Below are 21,289 nucleotides of genomic sequence, written 5' to 3' on the forward strand. Positions count from 1 at the left end.
CTTTTTTGGAGTGTCGGCTCCGCCCGCTCAAGGGCGGGACCGGCGCAACTCGCCGTCAGGCATTCACTGCAGCAAGCACCGCGTTGAGCGTCGCGCTCGGGCGCATTACCTCCTCGGTCTTGACCGGATCGGCATAGTAGTAACCGCCGATATCGACCGGCTTGCCCTGCACGGCGCTGAGTTCGGCGACGATCTTCTGCTCGTTCTCAGCCAGCGTCTTGGCGAGCGGCGCGAAACGGGCCTTCAGATCCGCATCCTCACCCTGCGCAGCCAGCGCCTCGGCCCAATACAGCGCGAGGTAGAAGTGGCTGCCGCGGTTGTCGAGCTGGCCAGTACGGCGCGACGGCGACTTGTCGTTGTCGAGCAGCTTGCCGGTCGCCTGGTCGAGCGTCTTCGCGAGCAGCTTCGCCTTCGCGTTGCCGGTCTTGAAGCTCATCTCCTCGAGCGACACCGCCAGCGCGAGGAACTCGCCGAGCGAATCCCAGCGCAGGTGGTTTTCCTCGACCAGCTGCTGCACGTGCTTGGGCGCCGAACCGCCCGCGCCCGTCTCGTACATGCCGCCGCCGGCCATCAGCGGGACGATGGACAGCATCTTCGCGCTGGTGCCCAGCTCCATGATCGGGAACAGGTCGGTCAGGTAGTCGCGCAGGATGTTGCCGGTCACCGAGATGGTGTCCAGCCCGCGCGCCACGCGCTCCAGCGTAAAGCGCATCGCGCGTACCTGCGACATGATCTGGATGTCGAGGCCGCTCGTGTCGTGATCCTTCAGGTACGTCTGCACCTTCTTGATCAGCTCGTTCTCGTGCGGACGGTACGGGTCGAGCCAGAAGATGGCCGGCATGCCCGAGTTGCGTGCACGCGTCACGGCGAGCTTGACCCAGTCGCGGATCGGCGCGTCCTTGACCTGGCACATGCGCCAGATGTCGCCTTCTTCCACGTTCTGCGACATCAGCACTTCACCGGTGTCGAGGTCGGTGATGTTCGCGACGCCGTCTTCCGGCATCTCGAAAGTCTTGTCGTGCGAGCCGTATTCCTCGGCCTGCTGCGCCATCAGGCCGACGTTGGGCACCGTGCCCATCGTCGCCGGGTCGAAGTTGCCGTGCCACTTGCAGAAGCTGATCATCTCCTGGTAGATGCGGGCGAAGGTCGATTCCGGCATTACGCACTTGCTGTCGTACTGCTTGCCGTCGGCGCCCCACATTTTCCCGCCGGAACGGATCATGGCGGGCATGGAAGCGTCGACGATGATGTCGTTGGGCGAATGGAAGTTCGTGATGCCCTTGGCCGAGTCGACCATCGCCAGACGCGGACGGTGCTCCTGGCAGGCGTGCAGGTCGCGGATGATCTCGTCGCGCTGCGATTCGGGCAGCGTCGCGATCTTCTCGTACAGCGTGGCCATGCCGTTGTTGACGTTGATGCCCAGCTCGTCGAACAGCTTGCCGTGCTTCTCGAAGGCTTCCTTGTAGTAGATCTTCACGCAGTGGCCGAAGACGATGGGGTGCGACACCTTCATCATCGTCGCCTTCACGTGCAGCGAGAACAGGATGCCCGCCTTGCGGCAGTCTTCCATCTGCGCTTCGTAGAACTCGTACAGCGCCTTCTTGCTCATGAACATCGAGTCGACGATCTCGCCGTCGAGCAACGCGACCTTCGGCTTCAGCACGACGGCCTTGCCGCTCTTCGTGATGAGTTCCATCTTCACGTTGCGCGCGCGGTCGAGCGTCATCGACTTTTCACCGTGGTAGAAGTCGCCGTGCTCCATGTGCGAGACGTGGGTCTGCGACCACTGCTTCCATTCGCCCATCGAGTGCGGGTGCTTCTTCGCGTAGTTCTTGACTGCCGCAGGCGCGCGACGATCGGAGTTGCCTTCGCGCAGCACCGGGTTCACCGCGGAGCCGAGGCACTTGCCGTAACGCACCTTCAGCGCCTTTTCTTCCTCGGTCGTCGGGTTCTCCGGGTAGTCGGGGACCGCGTAGCCCTTCGACTGGAGCTCCTTGACGCAGGCGATCAGCTGCGCAACGGAAGCGCTGATGTTCGGCAGCTTGATGATGTTGGTGTTCGGATCCTGGGTCAGGCGGCCGAGTTCGGCGAGGTTATTCGGGACCTTCTGAGCGTCGGTCAGGCAATCCGAGAATTCAGCCAGCACGCGGGCCGCGACCGAGATGTCGGTCTTCTGGATCGTCACACCGGCCGGCGCCGTGAACGTCTCGATGATCGGCAGCAGCGAATAGGTCGCCAGCAGGGGCGCCTCGTCGGTGAGCGTGTAGATGATCGTCGAACTCTTGTCTGTCATGCATTTCTCCCGGATTATCTCTATATGGCGCGAAGCCAGGCCGACGCTTGAACCGACCGGAGTACACCCCAGATTGCGGGATTGCACCCGGACCTCTTTAGACGACCGCTTATTATAAACCTGCACCGACAGCAGTTTGGCGCAATTCCGATAAATCCGATCTTATATAAGACACAAGATGTCTCATAAGACATAAACACCGGACCCGATCGACGCGCCATGATCCGTCGGGCAACGCGTTCGCAGCGCGTTAGAATCGATCGCATTCGTCCTGTTGCCACGCCGCCATAACCGTGACGAGGAAGCCATGGAAGCACCGACGGGAGAACACGTCCTTGCCCAGTCGATCGCACAGACACTGATCGAGGGCTTCAACAAGCACTACCGCATCTTCCGCGAGACCTCCCGGCGCGCGAAGGAAAGCTTCGAGGCCGCCGACTGGCAGGCCCAGCTCACCGCGGTGCGCGACCGCGTGCAGTTCTACGACGATCGCGTCGAAGAGACGGTGCGCCGCCTGCACGAGGAGTTCGATGCCGATTCGGTCGACGACGACACCTGGCAGCAGGCCAAGCTCCACTACATCGGCATCCTGATCCGCCACAAGCAGCCGGAACTCGCAGAGACCTTCTTCAATTCGGTGTGCTGCAAGATCCTGCACCGCACCTACTTCAATAACGACTACCTGTTCGCGCGCCCGGCGATCTCCACCGAATACATGGAGTCCTACCCGCCGGTGTACAGCAGCTACTACCCGCGCGATGCGGGTCTGCGTGCCACCGTGTGCCGCATCATCGAGGACTTCGACTGGCAGCGCCCCTTCGAAGACCTCGACCGCGACATCGACCTGATCCTGCACACCGTGCACCGGCACCTCGGCGAGTGGCCCGACATGGAGGTCAATTGCCAGATCCAGGTGCTGTTTTCGGCCTTCTACCGCAACAAGACGGCCTACATCATCGGCAAGGGCATCAACGGCTACCAGGAATACCCGTTCGCGATTGCGGTGCGCCACAACGCCTCGGGGCGCCTGGAGATCGACACCATCCTGCTCGACCCGTGGCGCATCTCGGTGCTGTTCTCACTGTCACGCGCCTACTTCCTCGTCGACATGGAAGTGCCGTCCGGCTACGTCCAGTTCCTGCGCTCGATCATGCCCAACAAGCACCGCTCGGAGCTCTACACGATGCTAGGACTGGGCAAGCAGGGCAAGACGATGTTCTTCCGCGATCTCATCGCACACCTGCGCCACTCCAACGACCAGTTCGTGATCGCGCCGGGCATCCGCGGTCTCGTGATGCTGGTATTCACGCTCCCCTCCTACCCCTACGTGTTCAAGGTCATCAAGGACGTGTTCGGGGCCTCCAAGAACATGGATCGCGCCACTGTGAAGCGCAAGTACCTGATGGTCAAACGTGTCGATCGCGTGGGCCGCATGGCCGACACGCTGGAGTTCTCCAACGCCGCCCTGCCGCTGGCGCGCTTCAATCCGGAACTACTCGAGGAATTGCGCAGCCTCGCGCCGACCGCCTACGAGAGCGACGGCGACTCGGTCGTCATCAAGCACCTGTACATCGAGCGCCGCATGACGCCGCTCAACATCTACCTCGAGCGCGCCACCGACGAACAGGTCGAGCACGCCGTGCGCGAATACGGCAACGCGATCAGGGAGATGGCCACGACGAACATTTTCCCCGGCGACATGCTGTGGAAGAACTTCGGCGTCACGCGCTACGGCCGCGTGGTGTTCTACGACTACGACGAGATCGAGTACATGACGGACATGAACTTCCGTCACATCCCCGAGGCGCCCTACCCGGAGATGGAGATGTCGAGCGAGCCGTGGTATTCCACCGGGCCGATGGACGTCTTTCCAGAGGAATTCGCAACCTTCCTGCTAGGCGCCCCGCGCGTGCGCCAGGCCTTCCTGAAACACCACCGCGACCTGCTGACGCCGGCCTTCTGGCAGCGCACGCAGGCGTCTATCCGCAGCGGCTACGTCGAGGACTTCTTCCCCTATCCCGACGAACTGCGCTTCTGTCACCTGCATCCGTCCCGCGACCGCCGCAGCGGCGCCTGAGACGCTATGCCACCCGGATCGCGTCGCTGCGCGTATCGCCGAGGTTGTCGCGCCAGCTCACGACGATCTCGTCGCCCGCAGCACCGCCGGTGATGCTGAAGGCGAGATAGGGATTCGTTGCGATCGACGGGCCGAAATCCGCCGCCAGCACGATTTCCCCGTTGCGCCGCACGCTTACCTCGGTGATGAAGTGCGCCGGAATGCGCTTACCCTCGGCATCCTTGCGCAGACCGTTCTCCATCGGGTGCGAGAACAGCATGCGTAATTCCGTGCCTCCGTCCTTGAGCGTCGCGCGGATGCGAGTCGGCGTGCTCATGTCCCGCAGCCCCCGACGGTCACGGTGACCTCCCGCCGCGCCGCGAAGAGCTGCCCGTCGGCCTTCACCAACACCTGCACGCGCGTCGAACGCGCCATCTTCACCCGCGTCTGGATAGTCGGAGCCATCGCACCCGAGAGACGGAAACTCGCCGCGACCTTCCAGGGATTCTCCTCGATGAGGATTACGATCTGCTCCGTCCGCGGAATGTCGCTGGCCACCGAGATCGCGACCGCACGCCCGTCCTCGGCGACATCCGGGGCCACGATGCGGATCGCGCCGCTCTCCGCCGCGTCCTCGGCACCCAGCGCCCGCAAGGCGTCGTCGAGAGTGGTGGCCTCGAACGCGGCCGCGTTCCTCGCATCCTGAGCCTGCGCCGGCGCGACGATCCCGGCGGCCACCAGCACCGACCACATCCCCAGTCCGCCACCCGCCTTCAGCACATCCCTGCGCCGACTATCCATCCCGCTCCCGAATCTTCATTCAATTCTCACCTATCCGGCCGTCGCCCGGACGCGCCTACCACGCGCGCTATACTGCGCAGTCCCGCGCATGCGCCACCGCATGGAGAACGTCCGTGACCGGCAAGTCTACCCTCGCCGCCCTGTGCCTGCTTGCCGGCACGACTCATGCCGCCGACTCCGCCGCCCTCCATGCGCGCAATCTTGCCGCCAACTGCACCCCCTGTCATTCAGCCGACGCCCCCGCGCCGAACGCGATCCCGCGCATCGTCGGCCTGCCGGCGGACAGACTCCTGCACCGGCTACGGGCGTTTCGCAGCGGCGACACACCCGCGACCGTCATGCACCAGATCGTGCGCGGCTACAGTGACGAACAGCTCTCGCTGATCGCCGCCCATCTCGCCGGCAGCCCTGACCCGGCACTCGACCCACGATGAACCGACGCCGTTTCCTGCGCAGCCTGGGCCTTGCCGCGACCGCACCGGCCACCGCCATCCTGGCCGCGTGTTCGTCCGCCCCGCGGCCCGGCGCCCCGCACGTCGTCGTGGTCGGTGGCGGTTACGGCGGCGCGACGACGGCAAAGTACCTGCGCATGTGGAGCGCCGGCCGCATCGACGTCACGCTGGTCGAACGCGAAGCGCGCTTCGTATCCTGCCCGATGTCCAACCTCGTCCTCGCCGGACTGCGCAGCCTGGACGACCTCACCGCGAGCTACGACCGCCTGCGCACGCGCTGGGGCGTGCGCGTCGTCAACGACGAAGTTGTCCGCATCGACGTCGCCCGACGCGAGCTCCGCCTCGCCAGCAACGACGGGATCGGCTTCGACCGCGTCGTGCTGGCGCCCGGCGTGGATTTCCTCACCGAACAGGTCGCCGGGCTCGCGGGCAAGTTCGAACGCATTCCCCACGCCTGGAAGGCCGGCCCGCAGACCGAACTGCTGCGTCGCCAGATCGAGGCGATGCCGGAGGGCGGCGTTTTTGCGCTGCACGTCCCGAAGTCCCCCTACCGCTGCCCGCCCGGCCCCTACGAGCGGGCCTGCCTCGTCGCGCACTACTTGCGTGCCCGAAAGCCGCGCGCGAAGCTGCTCCTGCTCGACGCCAACAGCGAGATCCAGTCAAAGAAGGCGCTGTTCGCGGCAGCCTTTGCCGGATCGTACAAGAACATCATCGAATACCGCCCCGACAGCACCCTGCTGTCGGTCGATGCCCAAACCCTGAGCGCGGAGCTGGAGTTCGACCGGGTCCGCGCCGACGTCCTCAACGTCATCCCGCCGATGCGCGCCGGGCACCTCGTGGACCGCCTGAACATCCCCCTGATCAACCGCCGCTGGGTCGACGTCGACTGGCGCACGATGGAAGTGCGCGGCGCCCCCGGCATCCATGTCATCGGCGACGCAGTGCTCGCCGCACCGGGCATGCCGAAGTCCGGCCACATCGCGAACCAGCAGGCGAAGCTCGCCGCCGCCGCGATCGTCGAACTCCTTGACGGCCGTTCGCCCGACCCCGTCCCGACGCTTCTGAACACCTGCTACAGCTTTGTCGATGACCGCAACGCAATCCACGTCGCGACCGTCCACCGCTACGACGCCGCCGAAGGAACCGTCCTGCCCGTCGCCGGTGCAGGTGGCCTGTCGTCGGCAGCAAACGAAGAGGAAGGCCGCTACGCCGCGGCGTGGGCGCAGAACATCCGCGCCGACATGCTCGCCTGAAGCGCCGGGTGGCGCCTCACCAGCCCAGCTCCAACAGCCACGGTCCCTCGCCCGCGGCCAGCGCCTCGCGCACATAGGCCACCGTATTCGCCGGCAGCTCGTCGCGCGCGAACCAGCCCAGCGCGTCGCACTTGCCCGGCTCGCAGATGTGCGGCTCGCCCGACCACGCCTTCGCGCGCAGGAAGAAGTCCACCCGGTTGGTGTCCGAGCGGCGATGCACGACGCCCATGTTCGCCAGCTCCGCCGGATCGATGTCGATCCCGAGCTCCTCGCGCATCTCGCGGACCGCGGTCCCGCCCAGTGATTCGCCCGGCTCGACGTGGCCGCCGGGCAGGCTGAAGAGCCCGTCGAAGAAGCCCGTACCGGCACGGCGCATCAGCAGGATGCCGCCCTCGCGCTCGAGCAGGACATGCACCCCGACGGGAATCCCCGCATGCATCAATGCTTGCCGGTGCTGCCGAACCCGCCCTCGCCGCGATCGCTTTCGGGGAATTCATCGACGACGTTGAACCCGACCTGCAGCACCGGAACCACCACCAGTTGCGCGATACGCTCCATCGGCTGCAACGTGAAGCTCGCGCGGCCACGATTCCACACCGACACGAAAATCTGGCCCTGGTAGTCGGAATCGATCAGACCGACGAGGTTGCCCAGCACGATGCCGTGCTTGTGGCCCAGCCCCGAACGCGGCAGCACCATCGCGGCGAGCCCCGGATCGGCGAGGTGAATCGCGAGGCCACTCGGGATGAGCGCCGTCTCGCCCGGATGAAGGGTCACCGGTACGTTCAGGCAGGCGCGCAGGTCCAGCCCGGCCGAACCCGGCGTGGCATAGGAAGGATTGTGATCGCGCAGGCGATCGTCGAGGATCTTGACGTCGATTCGGTGCATGTTTGTCTCAGTTGGCAGCCGTCTTCAGCAGACCGGCCAGATGTTCGACGATCCTGCGCGCAACCTCGGTCTTGGGCGCACGCTCCAGCGGATGACGCCCTGCGTCGTCGTACAGGATCACCAGATTGTCGTCGCTTCCAAGGCCGTCCTGCACCAGGTTGCCCACCAGCATCGGCAAGCGCTTCGCCCGCCGCTTGCCTTCGGCGTAGGCATCCAGGTCGCGGCTCTCTGCAGCGAAGCCGACACAGAACGGCGCATTCTCGCGCGCCGCGACCTCGGCCAGAATGTCGGGGTTGGGCGTCAGCCGCAGCGTCATGTCGGCCGACGACTTTTTTACCTTGTGCTCCGCTGCCTCGGCCGGACGATAGTCCGCCACCGCCGCCACGCCGATGAAGACGTCCGCCCCCGGCAGCGCCGCCATCACGGCATCGCGCATCTGCAGGGCGCTACGCACGTCCGCGCGACGCGCGCCCGCCGGCACGGGCAGGCCCGTCGGGCCGCTCACCAGCACGACTTCCGCACCGGCGCGCGCGCATGCCTGCGCCAGCGCATAGCCCATCTTGCCCGAACTGGTGTTGGTGATCCCGCGCACCGGGTCGATCGCCTCGAAGGTCGGCCCGGCCGTCAGGACGACCTTGCGGCCCGCGAGCAGCTTCGGCTGAAAGAATGCGATCACGTGCTCGAGCAGCTCCTCCGGCTCCAGCATCCGCCCCATGCCCACCTCCCCGCAGGCCTGGTCGCCGGCAGCCGGCCCGAGAAGCGTCGCGCCGTCGGCGACGAGCTGCGCCATGTTGCGCCGCGTTGCGGGGTGTTCCCACATCTGGCGGTTCATCGCCGGCGCCACCAGCAGCGGGCACTCGCGCGCGAGACACAGCGTACTCAGTAGGTCGTCCGCCCTCCCCTGCACCAGCTTCGCGATCACGTCCGCCGTCGCCGGCGCGATCAACACCGCGTCTGCGCCGCGTGTGAGATCGATGTGCGCCATGTTGTTGTCCATGCGCGCATCCCACAGGTCCGTCCATACCGGATTGCCCGACAGCGCCTGGTAGGTCACCGGCGTCACGAAGCGCGCACCGCCCTCCGTCAGCACGACGTGCACGTCCGCTCCTGCCTTGCCCAGCAGCCGCACGAGTTCCGCCGCCTTGTATGCGGCCACCCCGCCAGTCACGCCGAGGACCAGCTTACGCCCCTTCAATTCGCACATGGCATATGCCTTACAATTATCCGATCACCCACAACCTGCTCCCGACATGGCTATCACCGACTGGCCGGAAGACGAACGCCCGCGCGAAAAACTCCTCGGACGCGGACCCGAAGCCCTCTCCGACGCCGAACTCCTCGCGTTGTTCCTGCGCGTCGGCATTCGCGGCAAGAGCGCTGTCGATCTCGCACGCGACCTGCTCGAACGCTTCGGCTCGCTCACCCGCCTGTGCGCCGCGCCGGCAGACGATTTCTCCGCAGTCCCCGGCATGGGGCTGGCGAAGTATGCCCAACTGCAGGCGGTCATGGAACTGGCGCGGCGCGCGCTGAGCGAGGAGATGGCCGCGCGCGACGTGTTCGACTCGCCCTCCGCGGTGCGCGACTGGCTGCGGCTGCGCATCGGCAGCCTGCCGCACGAGGTCTTCTGCGTGCTGCTCCTCGACGCCCGCAACCGCCTGATCGAGGCAGTCGAACTTTTTCGCGGAACGCTCACGCAGACCAGCGTTTACCCGCGCGAGGTAGTCAAGCTCGCCCTGTCGCGCAATGCTGCCGCGGTCATCCTTGCGCACAATCACCCCTCCGGCGCCAGCGAACCGAGCGGCGCCGACGAGTTGCTGACCCGCACTCTCAAGCAGGCGCTCGACCTCGTCGACGTGCGCGTCCTCGACCACTTCATCGTTACCGCCCACGCGCGGCCACTCTCCTTCGCCGAAAGGGGCCTGCTGTAGGGCGGGCCTCGCCCATGACGCCGACTTTGTCCGGCAATCGCACGCCGGACTTGCTCCCGTCACGGAACATCGGATATCATCTTGCGTTTTCCGCAATCCGAACTCCCTGGAGCAACCTATGGCTCGCGTTTGCCAAGTTACCGGTAAGGCACCGATGGTGGGAAACAACGTTTCCCACGCCAACAACAAGACCAAGCGTCGTTTTCTCCCGAACCTGCAGAATCGCCGGTTCTGGAGCGAGGCTGAAAACCGCTGGATCCGCCTGCGCGTGTCCAACGCAGCGCTGCGCACCATCGACAAGAAGGGCATCGACGTCGTCGTGTCCGAGCTGCGCGCCCGCGGCGAGAAGATCTGACACTGCGAGTTTGACACTCGTCTGACACTGCGGATCCAAGCGCTGCGCCACGCAGCGCTGTAACTGAACGGAGATTCAAATGGCTAAAGGCGGCCGCGAAAAGATCAAGCTGGAATCGACCGCAGGTACCGGTCATTTCTACACGACCTCGAAGAACAAGCGCACCACCCCGAACAAGCTCGAGTTCAACAAGTACGACCCCGTCGCACGCAAGCACGTCCTGTACAAGGAAGTGAAGCTCAAGTAAGCACCCTCGCAGGCTGCGGCCTGCTCCAGGGACGCAGCGCGCAAAACAAGAGGCCGCCGGATCACTCCGGCGGCCTCTTGTTTTTCCTGAAGGCCTTTCGCAGGGGCGTGCGGCCTTCGGGACTATCGGGACATCAGGCCTTCTGGATGTTAGAGGCCTGCTTACCCTTAGGACCCTGGGTGACTTCGAAGGAGACTTTTTCGCCTTCCTTCAGCGTCTTGAAACCGCCCATAGTAATCGCAGAGAAGTGAGCGAAAAGGTCTTCGCTACCATCGTCCGGAGTAATGAAGCCAAAACCCTTGGAGTCGTTGAACCACTTAACGGTACCAGTTGCCATGTTGCCTTAATCCTTCAAAATTTCTTAAAACGATGCGGGGTCTCCCCCTTCAGTGCATCAATGCTCAGTGAAGCCTTACCCGCACTAGCCCAGAGGCCCCGAAGACAGCCAGGACCGCAGAGCCAGTACATTGGACTTTGCATCTCGCACCCGTCCTGCTTTTACCCATTTGTCAGCACAGCGTCAACAATTTATTACCCCTCCGAATTGCTGCGTCGCAGCGATGAAAACCCCCTGAAAATGCCCACTTTGGCGCAGTCTCCAGTCAAGCCAAAGCGATTATCCATCGGCGGTCATTAGTTGCGCCGCAATATGCCGCTTGTCGTATCCGCGCGCTTCCGCGAACGCACAAACGCCTTGCCCGGGCCGTCCGGCAGCTGTTGCACTCCGCTTCCACTTGATTAGAATGGGCCGCATGGCCACGCAAAAACAGGGCGAGTTCATACTCGAGGCGGAGCGCTCTCGCACCAAGCCCCCGCCGCTATACAAGGTGCTGTTGCTCAATGACGATTTCACACCCATGGATTTCGTCATCGTTGTGCTGCAGAAATTTTTCGGCATGGACCGCGAACGGGCTACGCGGGTCATGCTCCAAGTCCACAGAGAGGGCATGGGGGTCTGCGGCGTCTTCGCGAAGGACGTCGCGGCGACCAAGGTGGAACAGGTCGTATCCTTCGCCCGTCAGCACCAGCATCCGCTGGCATGCGTGATGGAGGAAAACTGAGAATGATCGCGCAAGAGCTTGAAGTCAGTCTGCACATGGCATTTGTCGAAGCCCGGCAAAAGCGGCACGAGTTCATCACCGTAGAACACCTGCTGCTGGCGCTGCTCGACAACCCCTCTGCAGCCGAGGTCCTGCGCGCCTGCGCAGCGAACGTCGAGGAGTTGCGTCGGGAACTGGCGAATTTCATCAACGAGCACACTCCCAAGGTCGACGGCACAGAGGAGATCGACACGCAGCCGACGCTTGGCTTCCAGCGCGTGATCCAGCGTGCGATCCTGCATGTGCAGTCGTCGGGCAAGAAGGAAGTGACCGGCGCGAACGTGCTGGTGGCGATCTTCGGCGAGAAGGATTCGCACGCCGTCTATTTCCTGCAGCGGCAGAACATCTCGCGCCTGGACGTGGTGAACTTCATCTCCCACGGCATATCCAAGTCCCCGCAGCAGGGGCAGCCGCCGGCGGGAAAGAGCGAACCCCAGGAACAAGGCGAACAGGAAAGCGAAGGGGCGCAGAGCAACAGCGCGCTCGAGAACTACACGCAGAACCTCAACCAGCAGGCCCTCATCGGCAAGATCGACCCGCTGATCGGCCGCGAACGCGAGCTCGAGCGCGTGATCCAGACGTTGTGCCGTCGGCGCAAGAACAATCCCCTGCTGGTCGGCGAAGCGGGTGTCGGCAAGACCGCGATCGCGGAAGGTCTGGCGCGCTGCATCGTCGAAGGCCGCATCCCGGAAGTGCTCGAAGGGGCGCAAGTGTACGCACTCGACATGGGCGCACTGCTCGCCGGCACCAAATATCGCGGCGATTTCGAGCAGCGCCTGAAAGCCGTGCTGAAGCAGCTGCGCGAAACGCGCAACGCGATCCTCTTCATCGACGAGATCCACACGCTGATCGGCGCGGGCGCCGCGTCGGGCGGCACGCTGGATGCGTCCAACCTGCTCAAGCCGGCGCTCTCCTCCGGCCAGCTGAAGTGCATCGGCGCGACGACCTATTCCGAATTCCGCCAGATCTTCGAGAAGGACCATGCGCTGTCGCGGCGCTTCCAGAAGGTCGACGTGACCGAGCCCTCGGTCGCCGAGACGGTCGAGATCCTCAAGGGACTCAAGAGCCGGTTCGAAGAGCACCACGGCGTCAAGTACTCCACGGCCGCCCTGAGTTCGGCGGCCGAGCTGGCAGCCCGCTATATCAATGACCGCCAGCTGCCAGACAAGGCCATCGACGTGATCGACGAAGCGGGTGCCGCACAGCGTATCCTGCCCAAGTCGAAGCAGCGCAAAACGATCGGCAAGGGCGAGATCGAGGACATCGTCGCGAAGATGGCGCGCATTCCTCCGCGCACCGTATCAAGCGATGACAAGGCTGCGCTGAAGAATCTCGACCGCGATCTGAAGAACGTCGTGTTCGGCCAGGAGGCGGCGATCGAAGCGCTCGCCAAGGCGATCAAGATGTCGCGCTCGGGCTTGGGGAATCCCGCCAAGCCGATCGGCAGCTTCCTGTTCTCCGGCCCCACCGGGGTCGGGAAGACCGAGGTGGCGCGCCAGCTTGCCTTCACGATGGGCATTGAGCTCGTGCGCTTCGACATGTCGGAATACATGGAGCGCCATGCGGTGAGCCGCCTGATCGGTGCGCCGCCGGGATACGTCGGCTTCGATCAGGGCGGACTGCTGACCGAGGCGATCACGAAGAAGCCGCACTGCGTCCTGCTGCTCGACGAGATCGAGAAGGCGCACCCGGACATCTTCAACATCCTGCTGCAGGTCATGGACCACGGCACGCTGACCGACAACAACGGTCGGCAGGCGGATTTCCGCAACGTGATCATCATCATGACGACCAACGCGGGCGCCGAGATGATGCAGAAGTCGGTGATCGGCTTTTCGGCCAAGCGCGAGGTCGGCGACGAGATGGGCGAGATCAAGCGCATGTTCTCGCCGGAATTCCGCAACCGGCTGGATGCGACCATCTCGTTCAAACCGCTCGACAACGAGGTCATCCTGCGCGTCGTCGACAAGTTCCTGATGCAGCTCGAAGCCCAACTGCATGAGAAAAAGGTCGAGGCGCACTTCACCGACGAGCTCAAGGGCTGGCTGGCCTCCGAGGGCTTCGATCCGGTCATGGGAGCGCGACCAATGGCACGCCTGATCCAGGACACGATCCGCTCGGCGCTGGCCGACGAATTGCTGTTCGGACGCTTGGTGCACGGCGGCAGGGTGACGATCGATCTCGACGGTGAAGGCAAGGTCAAGCTGGTCTTCGACCAGACCGAAGCGGCCACGGTCTGAGCGCTCGAGCACCGCGAACCGGGCACAATCGGAAAGGGCGACCTGCGGGTCGCCCTTTTTTTGTGTGCCACGCTGGTTTATCGTGCCATTCCTGAGCGCGCGCAGGTTTGCGCGTGTCATCGAAAGGCCCCTATCAACCGCCAGCAAACAAGGAAACGCAAGCATGGAAATCCAGACCGCCGACCTCTGCGACGCCCACGAGGGCAAACTCCGTGTCGTCAGCCCGATGTTCCGCAGCTACGGCGGCCGCCCCGCTTTCGGCGGCGAGATCGCGACGCTCAAAGTCTTCGAGGACAACTCGCTGGTGCGCACCGCACTGGAGGGGCCGGGCAAGGGCCGCGTGCTCGTGATCGACGGTGGCGCCTCGCTGCGCTGTGCGTTGGTCGGCGACCAGCTGGCGCTCTTGGGTGTGAAGAACGGCTGGGCCGGCGTGATCGTCTATGGCTGCATCCGCGATTCCAAGGCGATCGGCGGCATGGACATCGGCGTGTTCGCGCTCGGCACGCACCCGCAGAAGAGCATCAAGAAGGGCGTCGGCGACAGGGATCTGCCGGTGACCTTCGGCGGCGTCACCTTCGTGCCCGGTCAGTTCGTCTATGCGGACGAGGACGGCGTCGTGGTTTCCGATTCGACCCTGCTATGACCGTCACGGGACCGCGCTGCACACGCCGGCCCCGGTCTTGACCCTGCCCCTGCGCGCGACCGATCTTGCGCGCCGCAGCAGTATTTCATTTCACAACGCCGACCTCGATCTCACAATGTGAAACCATGCTCGCAACTCGTTGATTTTTTTGCCTCAAATAATTTCTTATATCTTATATAAGACTTATTGCTGCAAAGCGAGATCGTCCCTATACTTTTCCCCACACGAGGACGCTTCTGCGGCCCCCGTACCGGCAAGCCCCACCCGGCCGGAACACCGACCGGGCAGGCAGCCGAGTTGAAACCTGCACCTAAACCATCCGTCGAGAAGGAATTGTCATGACCCTGACCCGCGAACAGCAAATCGCCGCCCTCGAGAAAGACTGGGCCGAAAACCCCCGCTGGAACGGCATCAAGCGCGGTTACAGCGCCGCCGATGTCGTCCGCCTGCGCGGCTCCCTGCCAATCGAGCACACGCTGGCCAAGCGTGGCGCCGAGACGCTGTGGGCGAAGGTCAATGGCGGCGCGAAGAAGGGCTATGTGAATGCGTTCGGCGCGATCACTGCCGGTCAGGCGATGCAGCAGGCCAAGGCCGGCCTGGAAGCCGTCTATCTGTCGGGCTGGCAAGTTGCCGCCGACGGCAACACCTCCGAAACCATGTACCCGGACCAGTCGCTGTACGCCTACGACTCGGTGCCGACCATGGTTCGCCGCATCAACAACACCTTCAAGCGTGCCGACGAGATCCAGTGGTCACGCGGCATCAACCCGGGCGACCAGGAATTCATCGACTACTTCCTGCCGATCGTCGCTGACGCGGAAGCCGGTTTCGGCGGCGTGCTGAACGCCTTCGAACTGATGAAGAACATGATCGCCGCCGGTGCCGCCGGTGTGCACTTCGAAGACCAGCTGGCTGCCGTGAAGAAGTGCGGCCACATGGGCGGCAAGGTGCTGGTGCCGACGCAGGAAGCGATCGAGAAGCTGATCTCGGCCCGCTTCGCCGCCGACGTGATGGGCGTGTCGACGCTGATCCTGGCCCGTACCGACGCGGAAGCCGCGAACCTGATCACGTCGGACCACGACGCCAACGACAAGCCCTTCCTCACTGGCGAGCGCACCCAGGAAGGCTTCTACCGCGTGAAGAACGGTCTCGAGCAGGCCATCAGCCGCGGTGTCGCCTACGCCCCGTACGCCGACCTGGTGTGGTGCGAGACCGGCACGCCGGACCTCGGCTTCGCCCGTGAATTCGCACAGGCCGTGCTCGCAGCCTGCCCGGGCAAGCTGCTGTCGTACAACTGCTCGCCGTCGTTCAACTGGAAGAAGAACCTCGACGACAAGACCATCGCCAAGTTCCAGGACGAGCTGTCGGCGTTGGGCTACAAGTACCAGTTCATCACGCTGGCCGGCATCCACGTCAATTGGTTCAACACCTTCCAGTTCGCGCACGCTTACGCTCGCGGCGAAGGCATGAAGCACTACGTCGAAATGGTCCAGGAGAAGGAATTCGCCGCTCGCGAGAAGGGTTACACCTTCGTTTCGCACCAGCAGGAAGTCGGCGCCGGCTACTTCGACGACGTCACCACGGTCATCCAGGGTGGTTCGTCCTCGGTCAAGGCCCTCACCGGCTCGACCGAAGAAGAGCAGTTCCACTGATCAAAGGGGCATAGGCGGGCCGCCATCAGGCCCGCCCAAGCTAAAGCCGCGCCCACAAGGCGCGGCTTTTTTATTTTTGCGGAACGCCGAGGCGCAAACCTTCCTTGCGCCGGATCGGGCTCAGTTCGTGCCGTCGGGGCCCGCCGGCGGCATCATGCCCGGTCCCATGCGGCCGCCGCCTTTCCCGCCGCGCCCCATCCCGCGCCCCATTTCGCGCGGCCCGAACATCCGGAACTGTTCATCGAAGGTCGTCTTCTGCGTCGCATCGAGTCCGCCATACAGCGCTTCGGTGGCCTTCCGCACGTCCTGCATCGACGCCAGGCGCTCCTTCGCGTGGGACTCCATGCGCTCCATGCGTTCAAGTGCAGTCTTCGGACGCTCCTGCGTGCGCATCGCCTGCATGTGATCGGACATCCTGCGCGCCTTGTCCTGCATCACACTCTTGAACTGCTCCCACGCCAGCGCCTGCTCGGACTTGAGGGCAAGCGCGGTCTGCAGCGTCGCGAGGCGCTGGGTCATGTGCTCGGACATCGCTGCCGGGTCCATGCGGTGCATCCGGTGCGCTCCACTACGCGAACCGTCGCAGTCGCCCCACGGTGCCGCAAGCGCCCCGCCGGCGCCGATGCCGATCGTCGCGACCAGCGCGGCGGCGAGTGAATTCTTCATCCAGGTTTTCATGATCCTTCTCCGGTTGGTGTTCGGGTTCGCCCGTCGCGGGCGGCAGAGTCATTTGATCACCGGCGTGTAAGCGTGGTTTGTCCGCAGGGGCCCCGATTGAATGGTCGTGTTTCGCGCGCGGTGGGCGATACTCTGGGATACAAACCGGCAGCCTCGCGGCCGTAAGATTCGCTCGACACGAACTCGCAGGACGGCCCCTGCCGCGCTGCTGCTACGATTCAATGATCATGACGAACGCGCCCGACCATATCCTCATCGTCGACGACGACCGCGAGATCCGCACGTTGCTGGCCGACTACCTCGAAAAGCAGGGAATGCGCTGCACGACTGCCGCGGACGGGCGCGAGATGAAGGCAGCGCTCGATCGTCACCGCGTGGATCTGATCGTGCTCGACCTGATGCTGCCCGGGGAGGACGGCCTGACCCTGTGCCGCAACCTGCGCGCCGCCGGCCCGCACGTGAGCACACCGGTCCTGATGCTGACCGCACGGGGGGAGGACATGGACCGCATCCTCGGGCTGGAGATGGGTGCGGATGACTATCTGCCGAAACCTTTCGTACCGCGCGAACTGCTCGCGCGCATCCGCGCCGTCCTGCGCCGCGCACGCGCGCTGCCGCCCAATCTCGATGCCGCGCCGGTGCAGCACGCGAGCGAACTGGGCTTTGCGCACTGGCGCCTGAATACCGTGGGCCGCCACCTCGTCGGCCCCGACGGCACGATCGCCCCCTTGTCCGGCGCCGAATACAGACTTTTGTCGGTGTTCCTGTCGCATCCGCAGCGGGTGCTGAATCGCGACCAGCTGATGGAACTGACCCAGGGCCGCGAGGCGGACGTCTTCGATCGTTCGATCGACCTGCTCGTGAGCAGGCTGCGCCAGCGCCTCGGCGACAATGCACGCGAACCGGAGATCATCAAGACGGTGCGCAACGAGGGCTACGTGCTCGCGTGCGCGGTGACACCGGTCGCGCCGGAAGACGCGTCCTCATGAAAACCCGCTGGACCCGCACGCTGTTCGCCCGGCTGATGCTGATCTGGCTGGGCGGGATGGTCGTCGTGCTCGCGGTAAGTCTGGCGCTGTTCGTCAGCGAACGCGACCGTTATGCGCGGGAGGTCCTGTTCGAAGGGGTGGCGCGCGAAATCGCGGCGGCCGTCGATGTGCTCGAACACCTGCCCGCGGGGCAACGCGAAGAATGGATCGATGCGGTCGGGCGCCGCCGCCTGCGCTTCGCGCTTGCGCCGCCGCCGCCCGATGCGACCGCCAGTACCGCATCGGCGCCGCTTGCCGCGGCAATCCGCGAGGCCCTGCCGGACCACCGTATCGAAGTTCTCACCCGTACGCGGTCGGACGACGAGCATCCGCACCGCTTCCAGTCCTTCGTCAGCCTGGGCCTGGGCGACGGCACCCCGCTGCTGATCCGCATGCCCGGCCCGATGTTCGGCATGCGCCCGCCACCACTTCCCCCCGGCAGCCTCGTGACCGCGCTGCTGGCGCTGCTCGTCGGCGTGACACTCCTCACCTGGTTCGCGGTGCGCATCGCGACACGCCCGATCACGCGGCTCGCGGCCGCCGCCGACGCGCTGGGCGAGGATCCGAACCGTCTGCCGCTTGCCACCGACGGACCCGCCGAGGCCGCGCAGGCGGCGCACGCCTTCAACCGCATGCAGCAACGCATCCTGCAGCACGTCGGCGAGCGCACACGCATCCTGGCGGCGATCTCGCATGACCTGCAGACCCCGATCACACGCCTGCGGCTGCGAGCCGAGCTCATCGACGACGAGGCCCTGCGCGCGAAGTTCCAGAGCGATCTAGACGCGATGCAGGCACTGGCGAAGGAAGGGCTGGACTACGCGCGCAGTCTGGACGCGGCCGCGCCGAAGCAGGCGATCGACCTGAACGCCTTGGTCGGGGCATTGCGCGACGACGCCCAGGACATGGGCTGGGACGTCGACATCGAGGGCGATCCAGTGCCGCCCTGCCGCGGGCAGGTTGGCGGACTGCGACGCGCGCTGTGGAACCTGATCGAGAACGGGCACAAGTTCGGCGGACGCGTGCGCATCGCCATGGACACTCTGCCCGCCGCCTGCGAACTCCGCATCCGCGACGATGGCCCCGGCCTGCCGCCGGACGAACTCGACAAGGTGTTCGAGCCCTTCTACCGCGTGGAGTCCTCGCGCAATCGGGAAACGGGCGGAACGGGTCTCGGACTGGCGATCGCACGCAACCTGCTGCGGGCGCAGGGTGGCGAGGTACGCCTCGCGAATCGGCCCGGGGGCGGGCTCGAGGCCGTTGTCACCCTGGCGCGAACGACGGTCGCCTGAACAAGGCGATCACATCAGGGCGGCGAAGCTCCCGCGCCCCGCCGGCAACGCCTCCAAGGGTGCCGCGAGGTCGGCCGCGACCTCGGCGCGCAGCCAGTCGAGGAAGGCCGAGAGCAGCGGCGTCTCCGGCGTCCGTTCCGGCAACACGATCCAGTAGCGCCACAGCGGGCGCTGCGCGAACGGCAGATCGGGCGGAAAATCGATCGCGCAGAGCCCTTCCGGTGCATGCCGCGCCTCGATGGCGATGTCGAAGGGACGCAACAGCTTTCCCGCGCGCAGCGCCGAGGCGGCGAGGCTGCGCCGGGCGAGCGCGACGCCGCGACCTTCCAGCGCAGCCTGTAACACCAGGGCCGAATCGGACAGCATCAGGCCGCTGGCCGGTTCGGGCCAGTCGAGTCCCGCGGCGCAAAACCAGGGTGCCCAGTCCTCCCCCTCAGAGCGCAGCAGCGGCAGCCCGGCGAGATCCGCCGGGATGCGCAGGGGATGCCCGGCATACAGGGCGGGACTCACGACCGGGAACAGGGCGTCGTCCATCAGCAGTTCGCTCCTGACTCCCGCATACCCACCCGGGCCCCAGCGGATGCTCAGGTCCATGCCGTCGCGGCTGAAATCCGTGAGGGCGCCGGTCGCAGTGATATTCACTTCCGCCGACGGGTGGGCATCGATGAAGGGGCCGATGCGCGGCGTCAGCCAGCGGCTGGCGAAGGACGGCATGACGCTGATCGACAGGCGGTTCGGATTGGAGCGCCGCCTGAGACTCGCCACGCTATCGGCGATCTGCCGCAGGGCGCCGTTTGCGGCCTGCAGGAGTTCTTCGCCGGCCGGCGTCAGCACGACCGCCCGGCCCTGACGATGGAAGAGCGGAAAGCCGAGATGCTCCTCGAGCGAGCGGATCTGGTGGCTGACCGCGCCGTGCGTGACGAACAGTTCGTCGGCCGCGCGCGAGACGCTCGACAGGCGTGCCGCCGCCTCGAAAACGCGCAGCGCCGGCAGCGGCGGAAGCTTACCGGGACGTTCCATATGTGAGCCCTATTCACAAACATGCCAGAAAAGATCGATTTTCACGATCACCGTTCGCGATGACAATTCCTCCCACGACGGTTGTTCGACCGGCGCATCAGGAGGCATCATGGAAGCGAAATATGCGCGCCCAGAATGGAATCTGCAAGCAGGCGGAATTCTCTCGATCAACGACGCGAGTGACTGGGAAGTGAGTCTGGAAAGCGGCCACGCATGGCTGACACTTGAGGGATACTCACAGGACAAGTGGCTCGGCGCGGGCGACCGCTTCCGTGTGCCGGGCGACGGCCGGATGGTCATCGAGGCCGACGTCGACTCCCGCATCCGGCTCGAACCGCCGCCGGCGAGCGCCCTTCAGCGTCTCCTCACGCGGATCGAGAGCGGGACGCGGCGATTGGCGCGGACGGTCGCCAACGCGACCGTGTATTCGGCTGAGCGCATCAGTTGCGGCCCGACGCGCTGAATTGCGCCGATCAGGCGCGGCGCTTGAGCAGCACGATGGCGACGCCGCCGAGAATCGCGATCGACGACACGACGAGGCGCAGGGTGAGCGCCTCGCCGAGGAACAACACCCCGCCCACCGCCGCGATCACCGGCACGCTGAGCTGGACGGTCGCGGCAGTCGTGGCGGTCAGGCCGCGCAACGCCGCGTACCACACCGCGTAGCCGGCCCCCGAGGCCAGCGCGCCGGAAAGCACCGCGTAGAACGCGCCGGCCGGATCGACGCGAACGTCGCCGGTGCCAAGGATGCCGAGCGCGAGCGCCATCGGCACCGTGCGCAGGAAGTTGCCGCCGGTTGCCGCCAATGCGTCGGAAACCTTGCGGCCACGCAGCGAATACACGCCCCACGCGATGCCCGCCCCTATCATCAGCAGCGCCCCGCCGAGCGGCGGCGCACTCAGTCCGGGCAGCAGCAGATACACCAGCCCGCCAAACGCGAGCAGCAAGCCCACCGTCTGCTGCGTCCGCAGGCGCTCCCCGCGCGCGATTCCGGTCAGGATCATGGTCGCTTGCACCGCCGCGAACAGCAGCAGGGCCCCAACGCCGGTCGGCAAGGACACGTAGGCGAAGGAGAATCCCGCAGCGTAGGCGAACAGGGCCAGGGCCGATCCCCAGTTGCCCGCCTTGCCCGGACGCTGGCGCCGCCACTGCAGCAGGATGGCGAGCATCACGGCACCGGACACGAGGCGGATCACGGTAAAGCTCGCCGGATCGATGTCGGTGTGCTGAAGTGCGAGGCGGCACAGCACCGAATTGGCCGCGAAGGCGATCATCGTGACCAGGGTCAGCGATGCGATACGCATGGACGTCACACGGGTCTCCTCGACGGGAAAGCTGCACGGGCGTCCTGCGCACCACGCGA

The 21,289-nt window shown here is 65.2% G+C and carries 23 protein-coding genes; 13 read left to right on the forward strand and 10 right to left on the reverse strand.

Annotated features, from left to right (window positions below):
- Positions 1–55 precede the first annotated feature (55 nt).
- On the reverse strand, positions 56–2,293 hold the full coding sequence (locus tag AzCIB_RS16340) for an NADP-dependent isocitrate dehydrogenase (protein ID WP_050416855.1): 2,238 nt from the start codon (positions 2,291–2,293) through the stop codon (positions 56–58).
- Positions 2,294–2,600: 307 nt separating this feature from the next.
- Between AzCIB_RS16340 and aceK the strand changes: the two genes are divergently transcribed.
- Positions 2,601–4,370, forward strand: a complete 1,770-nt coding sequence (aceK, locus tag AzCIB_RS16345) for a bifunctional isocitrate dehydrogenase kinase/phosphatase (protein WP_050416856.1) — start codon at positions 2,601–2,603, stop codon at positions 4,368–4,370.
- 4 nt (positions 4,371–4,374) lie between these two features.
- On the opposite strand, the gene soxZ is transcribed toward aceK, so the two are convergent.
- Both soxZ and soxY read right to left on the reverse strand, forming a co-directional pair.
- The gene (soxZ, locus tag AzCIB_RS16350; protein WP_050416857.1) at positions 4,375–4,686 is read right to left on the reverse strand and encodes a thiosulfate oxidation carrier complex protein SoxZ; all 312 of its coding nucleotides are present in this window, start codon (positions 4,684–4,686) and stop codon (positions 4,375–4,377) included.
- The gene (gene soxY / locus AzCIB_RS16355; protein ID WP_050416858.1) at positions 4,683–5,150 is read right to left on the reverse strand and encodes a thiosulfate oxidation carrier protein SoxY; all 468 of its coding nucleotides are present in this window, start codon (positions 5,148–5,150) and stop codon (positions 4,683–4,685) included. Before soxY ends, soxZ begins: the two co-directional genes overlap by 4 nt.
- Positions 5,151–5,263: 113 nt before the next feature.
- On the opposite strand from soxY, the gene AzCIB_RS16360 reads away from it, so the two are divergent.
- Entirely contained in the window at positions 5,264–5,584 is a 321-nt protein-coding gene (locus AzCIB_RS16360; protein ID WP_198149544.1) for a c-type cytochrome, read from the forward strand.
- Positions 5,581–6,855 carry an NAD(P)/FAD-dependent oxidoreductase gene (locus tag AzCIB_RS16365; RefSeq protein WP_050416859.1) on the forward strand — a complete coding sequence of 425 codons (1,275 nt, stop codon included), beginning with the start codon at positions 5,581–5,583 and terminating at the stop codon, positions 6,853–6,855. Before AzCIB_RS16360 ends, AzCIB_RS16365 begins: the two co-directional genes overlap by 4 nt.
- A gap of 16 nt (positions 6,856–6,871) precedes the next feature.
- Here the strand turns inward: AzCIB_RS16365 and AzCIB_RS16370 are convergent, their stop codons facing one another.
- From AzCIB_RS16370 to coaBC, 3 genes are read right to left on the reverse strand one after another with little or no spacing between them, the layout of a single operon-like run.
- Positions 6,872–7,294 (reverse strand): NUDIX hydrolase, encoded by a 423-nt coding sequence (locus tag AzCIB_RS16370; RefSeq protein ID WP_198149545.1) that lies wholly within the window; start codon positions 7,292–7,294, stop codon positions 6,872–6,874.
- The gene (gene dut, locus AzCIB_RS16375; protein ID WP_050416861.1) at positions 7,294–7,743 is read right to left on the reverse strand and encodes a dUTP diphosphatase; all 450 of its coding nucleotides are present in this window, start codon (positions 7,741–7,743) and stop codon (positions 7,294–7,296) included. Before dut ends, AzCIB_RS16370 begins: the two co-directional genes overlap by 1 nt.
- A 7-nt stretch (positions 7,744–7,750) precedes the next feature.
- Positions 7,751–8,947 carry a bifunctional phosphopantothenoylcysteine decarboxylase/phosphopantothenate--cysteine ligase CoaBC gene (gene coaBC / locus AzCIB_RS16380; RefSeq protein ID WP_050416862.1) on the reverse strand — a complete coding sequence of 399 codons (1,197 nt, stop codon included), beginning with the start codon at positions 8,945–8,947 and terminating at the stop codon, positions 7,751–7,753.
- Between the two features lie 46 nt (positions 8,948–8,993).
- On the opposite strand from coaBC, the gene radC reads away from it, so the two are divergent.
- The 3 genes from radC to rpmG all read left to right on the forward strand — a co-directional run bounded on the left by radC (position 8,994) and on the right by rpmG (position 10,273).
- Positions 8,994–9,671, forward strand: coding sequence for a RadC family protein (gene radC, locus AzCIB_RS16385; RefSeq protein WP_050416863.1), 678 nt, complete (start codon positions 8,994–8,996; stop codon positions 9,669–9,671).
- Positions 9,672–9,789: 118 nt separating this feature from the next.
- Positions 9,790–10,026, forward strand: coding sequence for a 50S ribosomal protein L28 (gene rpmB / locus AzCIB_RS16390; RefSeq protein ID WP_050416864.1), 237 nt, complete (start codon positions 9,790–9,792; stop codon positions 10,024–10,026).
- 79 nt (positions 10,027–10,105) lie between these two features.
- The gene (rpmG, locus tag AzCIB_RS16395) at positions 10,106–10,273 is read left to right on the forward strand and encodes a 50S ribosomal protein L33 (RefSeq protein ID WP_018990830.1); all 168 of its coding nucleotides are present in this window, start codon (positions 10,106–10,108) and stop codon (positions 10,271–10,273) included.
- A 133-nt stretch (positions 10,274–10,406) separates the two neighbouring features.
- Here the strand turns inward: rpmG and AzCIB_RS16400 are convergent, their stop codons facing one another.
- Positions 10,407–10,610: a cold-shock protein gene (locus tag AzCIB_RS16400; protein WP_050416865.1), complete on the reverse strand. Its 204-nt coding sequence runs from the start codon at positions 10,608–10,610 to the stop codon at positions 10,407–10,409.
- Positions 10,611–11,025: 415 nt separating this feature from the next.
- Here AzCIB_RS16400 and clpS point away from each other — a divergent pair, with 415 nt between their 5' ends.
- The 4 genes from clpS to aceA all read left to right on the forward strand — a co-directional run bounded on the left by clpS (position 11,026) and on the right by aceA (position 15,908).
- Entirely contained in the window at positions 11,026–11,334 is a 309-nt protein-coding gene (gene clpS / locus AzCIB_RS16405) for an ATP-dependent Clp protease adapter ClpS (protein ID WP_026296055.1), read from the forward strand.
- Between the two features lie 2 nt (positions 11,335–11,336).
- Positions 11,337–13,613 (forward strand): ATP-dependent Clp protease ATP-binding subunit ClpA, encoded by a 2,277-nt coding sequence (gene clpA / locus AzCIB_RS16410; protein WP_050416866.1) that lies wholly within the window; start codon positions 11,337–11,339, stop codon positions 13,611–13,613.
- 163 nt (positions 13,614–13,776) lie between these two features.
- A complete protein-coding gene (rraA, locus tag AzCIB_RS16415; protein WP_050416867.1) occupies positions 13,777–14,256 on the forward strand; it encodes a ribonuclease E activity regulator RraA in 480 nt (159 codons plus the stop codon).
- A 338-nt stretch (positions 14,257–14,594) separates the two neighbouring features.
- On the forward strand, positions 14,595–15,908 hold the full coding sequence (gene aceA / locus AzCIB_RS16420) for an isocitrate lyase (protein WP_050416868.1): 1,314 nt from the start codon (positions 14,595–14,597) through the stop codon (positions 15,906–15,908).
- Between the two features lie 120 nt (positions 15,909–16,028).
- Here aceA and AzCIB_RS16425 read toward each other — a convergent pair whose 3' ends face one another.
- Positions 16,029–16,586: a Spy/CpxP family protein refolding chaperone gene (locus tag AzCIB_RS16425; protein ID WP_050416869.1), complete on the reverse strand. Its 558-nt coding sequence runs from the start codon at positions 16,584–16,586 to the stop codon at positions 16,029–16,031.
- A gap of 227 nt (positions 16,587–16,813) precedes the next feature.
- Between AzCIB_RS16425 and AzCIB_RS16430 the strand changes: the two genes are divergently transcribed.
- Both AzCIB_RS16430 and AzCIB_RS16435 read left to right on the forward strand, forming a co-directional pair.
- Positions 16,814–17,575 carry a response regulator gene (locus tag AzCIB_RS16430; RefSeq protein WP_050418413.1) on the forward strand — a complete coding sequence of 254 codons (762 nt, stop codon included), beginning with the start codon at positions 16,814–16,816 and terminating at the stop codon, positions 17,573–17,575.
- Entirely contained in the window at positions 17,572–18,906 is a 1,335-nt protein-coding gene (locus tag AzCIB_RS16435; RefSeq protein ID WP_050416870.1) for a sensor histidine kinase, read from the forward strand. Before AzCIB_RS16430 ends, AzCIB_RS16435 begins: the two co-directional genes overlap by 4 nt.
- A 9-nt stretch (positions 18,907–18,915) precedes the next feature.
- On the opposite strand, the gene gcvA is transcribed toward AzCIB_RS16435, so the two are convergent.
- Positions 18,916–19,926 carry a transcriptional regulator GcvA gene (gene gcvA, locus AzCIB_RS16440; protein ID WP_050416871.1) on the reverse strand — a complete coding sequence of 337 codons (1,011 nt, stop codon included), beginning with the start codon at positions 19,924–19,926 and terminating at the stop codon, positions 18,916–18,918.
- A 109-nt stretch (positions 19,927–20,035) separates the two neighbouring features.
- Between gcvA and AzCIB_RS16445 the strand changes: the two genes are divergently transcribed.
- Positions 20,036–20,389, forward strand: coding sequence for a DUF2917 domain-containing protein (locus tag AzCIB_RS16445; RefSeq protein ID WP_050416872.1), 354 nt, complete (start codon positions 20,036–20,038; stop codon positions 20,387–20,389).
- 10 nt (positions 20,390–20,399) lie between these two features.
- Here the strand turns inward: AzCIB_RS16445 and AzCIB_RS16450 are convergent, their stop codons facing one another.
- Entirely contained in the window at positions 20,400–21,230 is an 831-nt protein-coding gene (locus tag AzCIB_RS16450) for a DMT family transporter (RefSeq protein WP_050416873.1), read from the reverse strand.
- Positions 21,231–21,289: the final 59 nt, after the last annotated feature.

The organism is Azoarcus sp. CIB (assembly GCF_001190925.1).
In the GTDB taxonomy this organism is placed as follows: Bacteria; Pseudomonadota; Gammaproteobacteria; order Burkholderiales; family Rhodocyclaceae; genus Aromatoleum.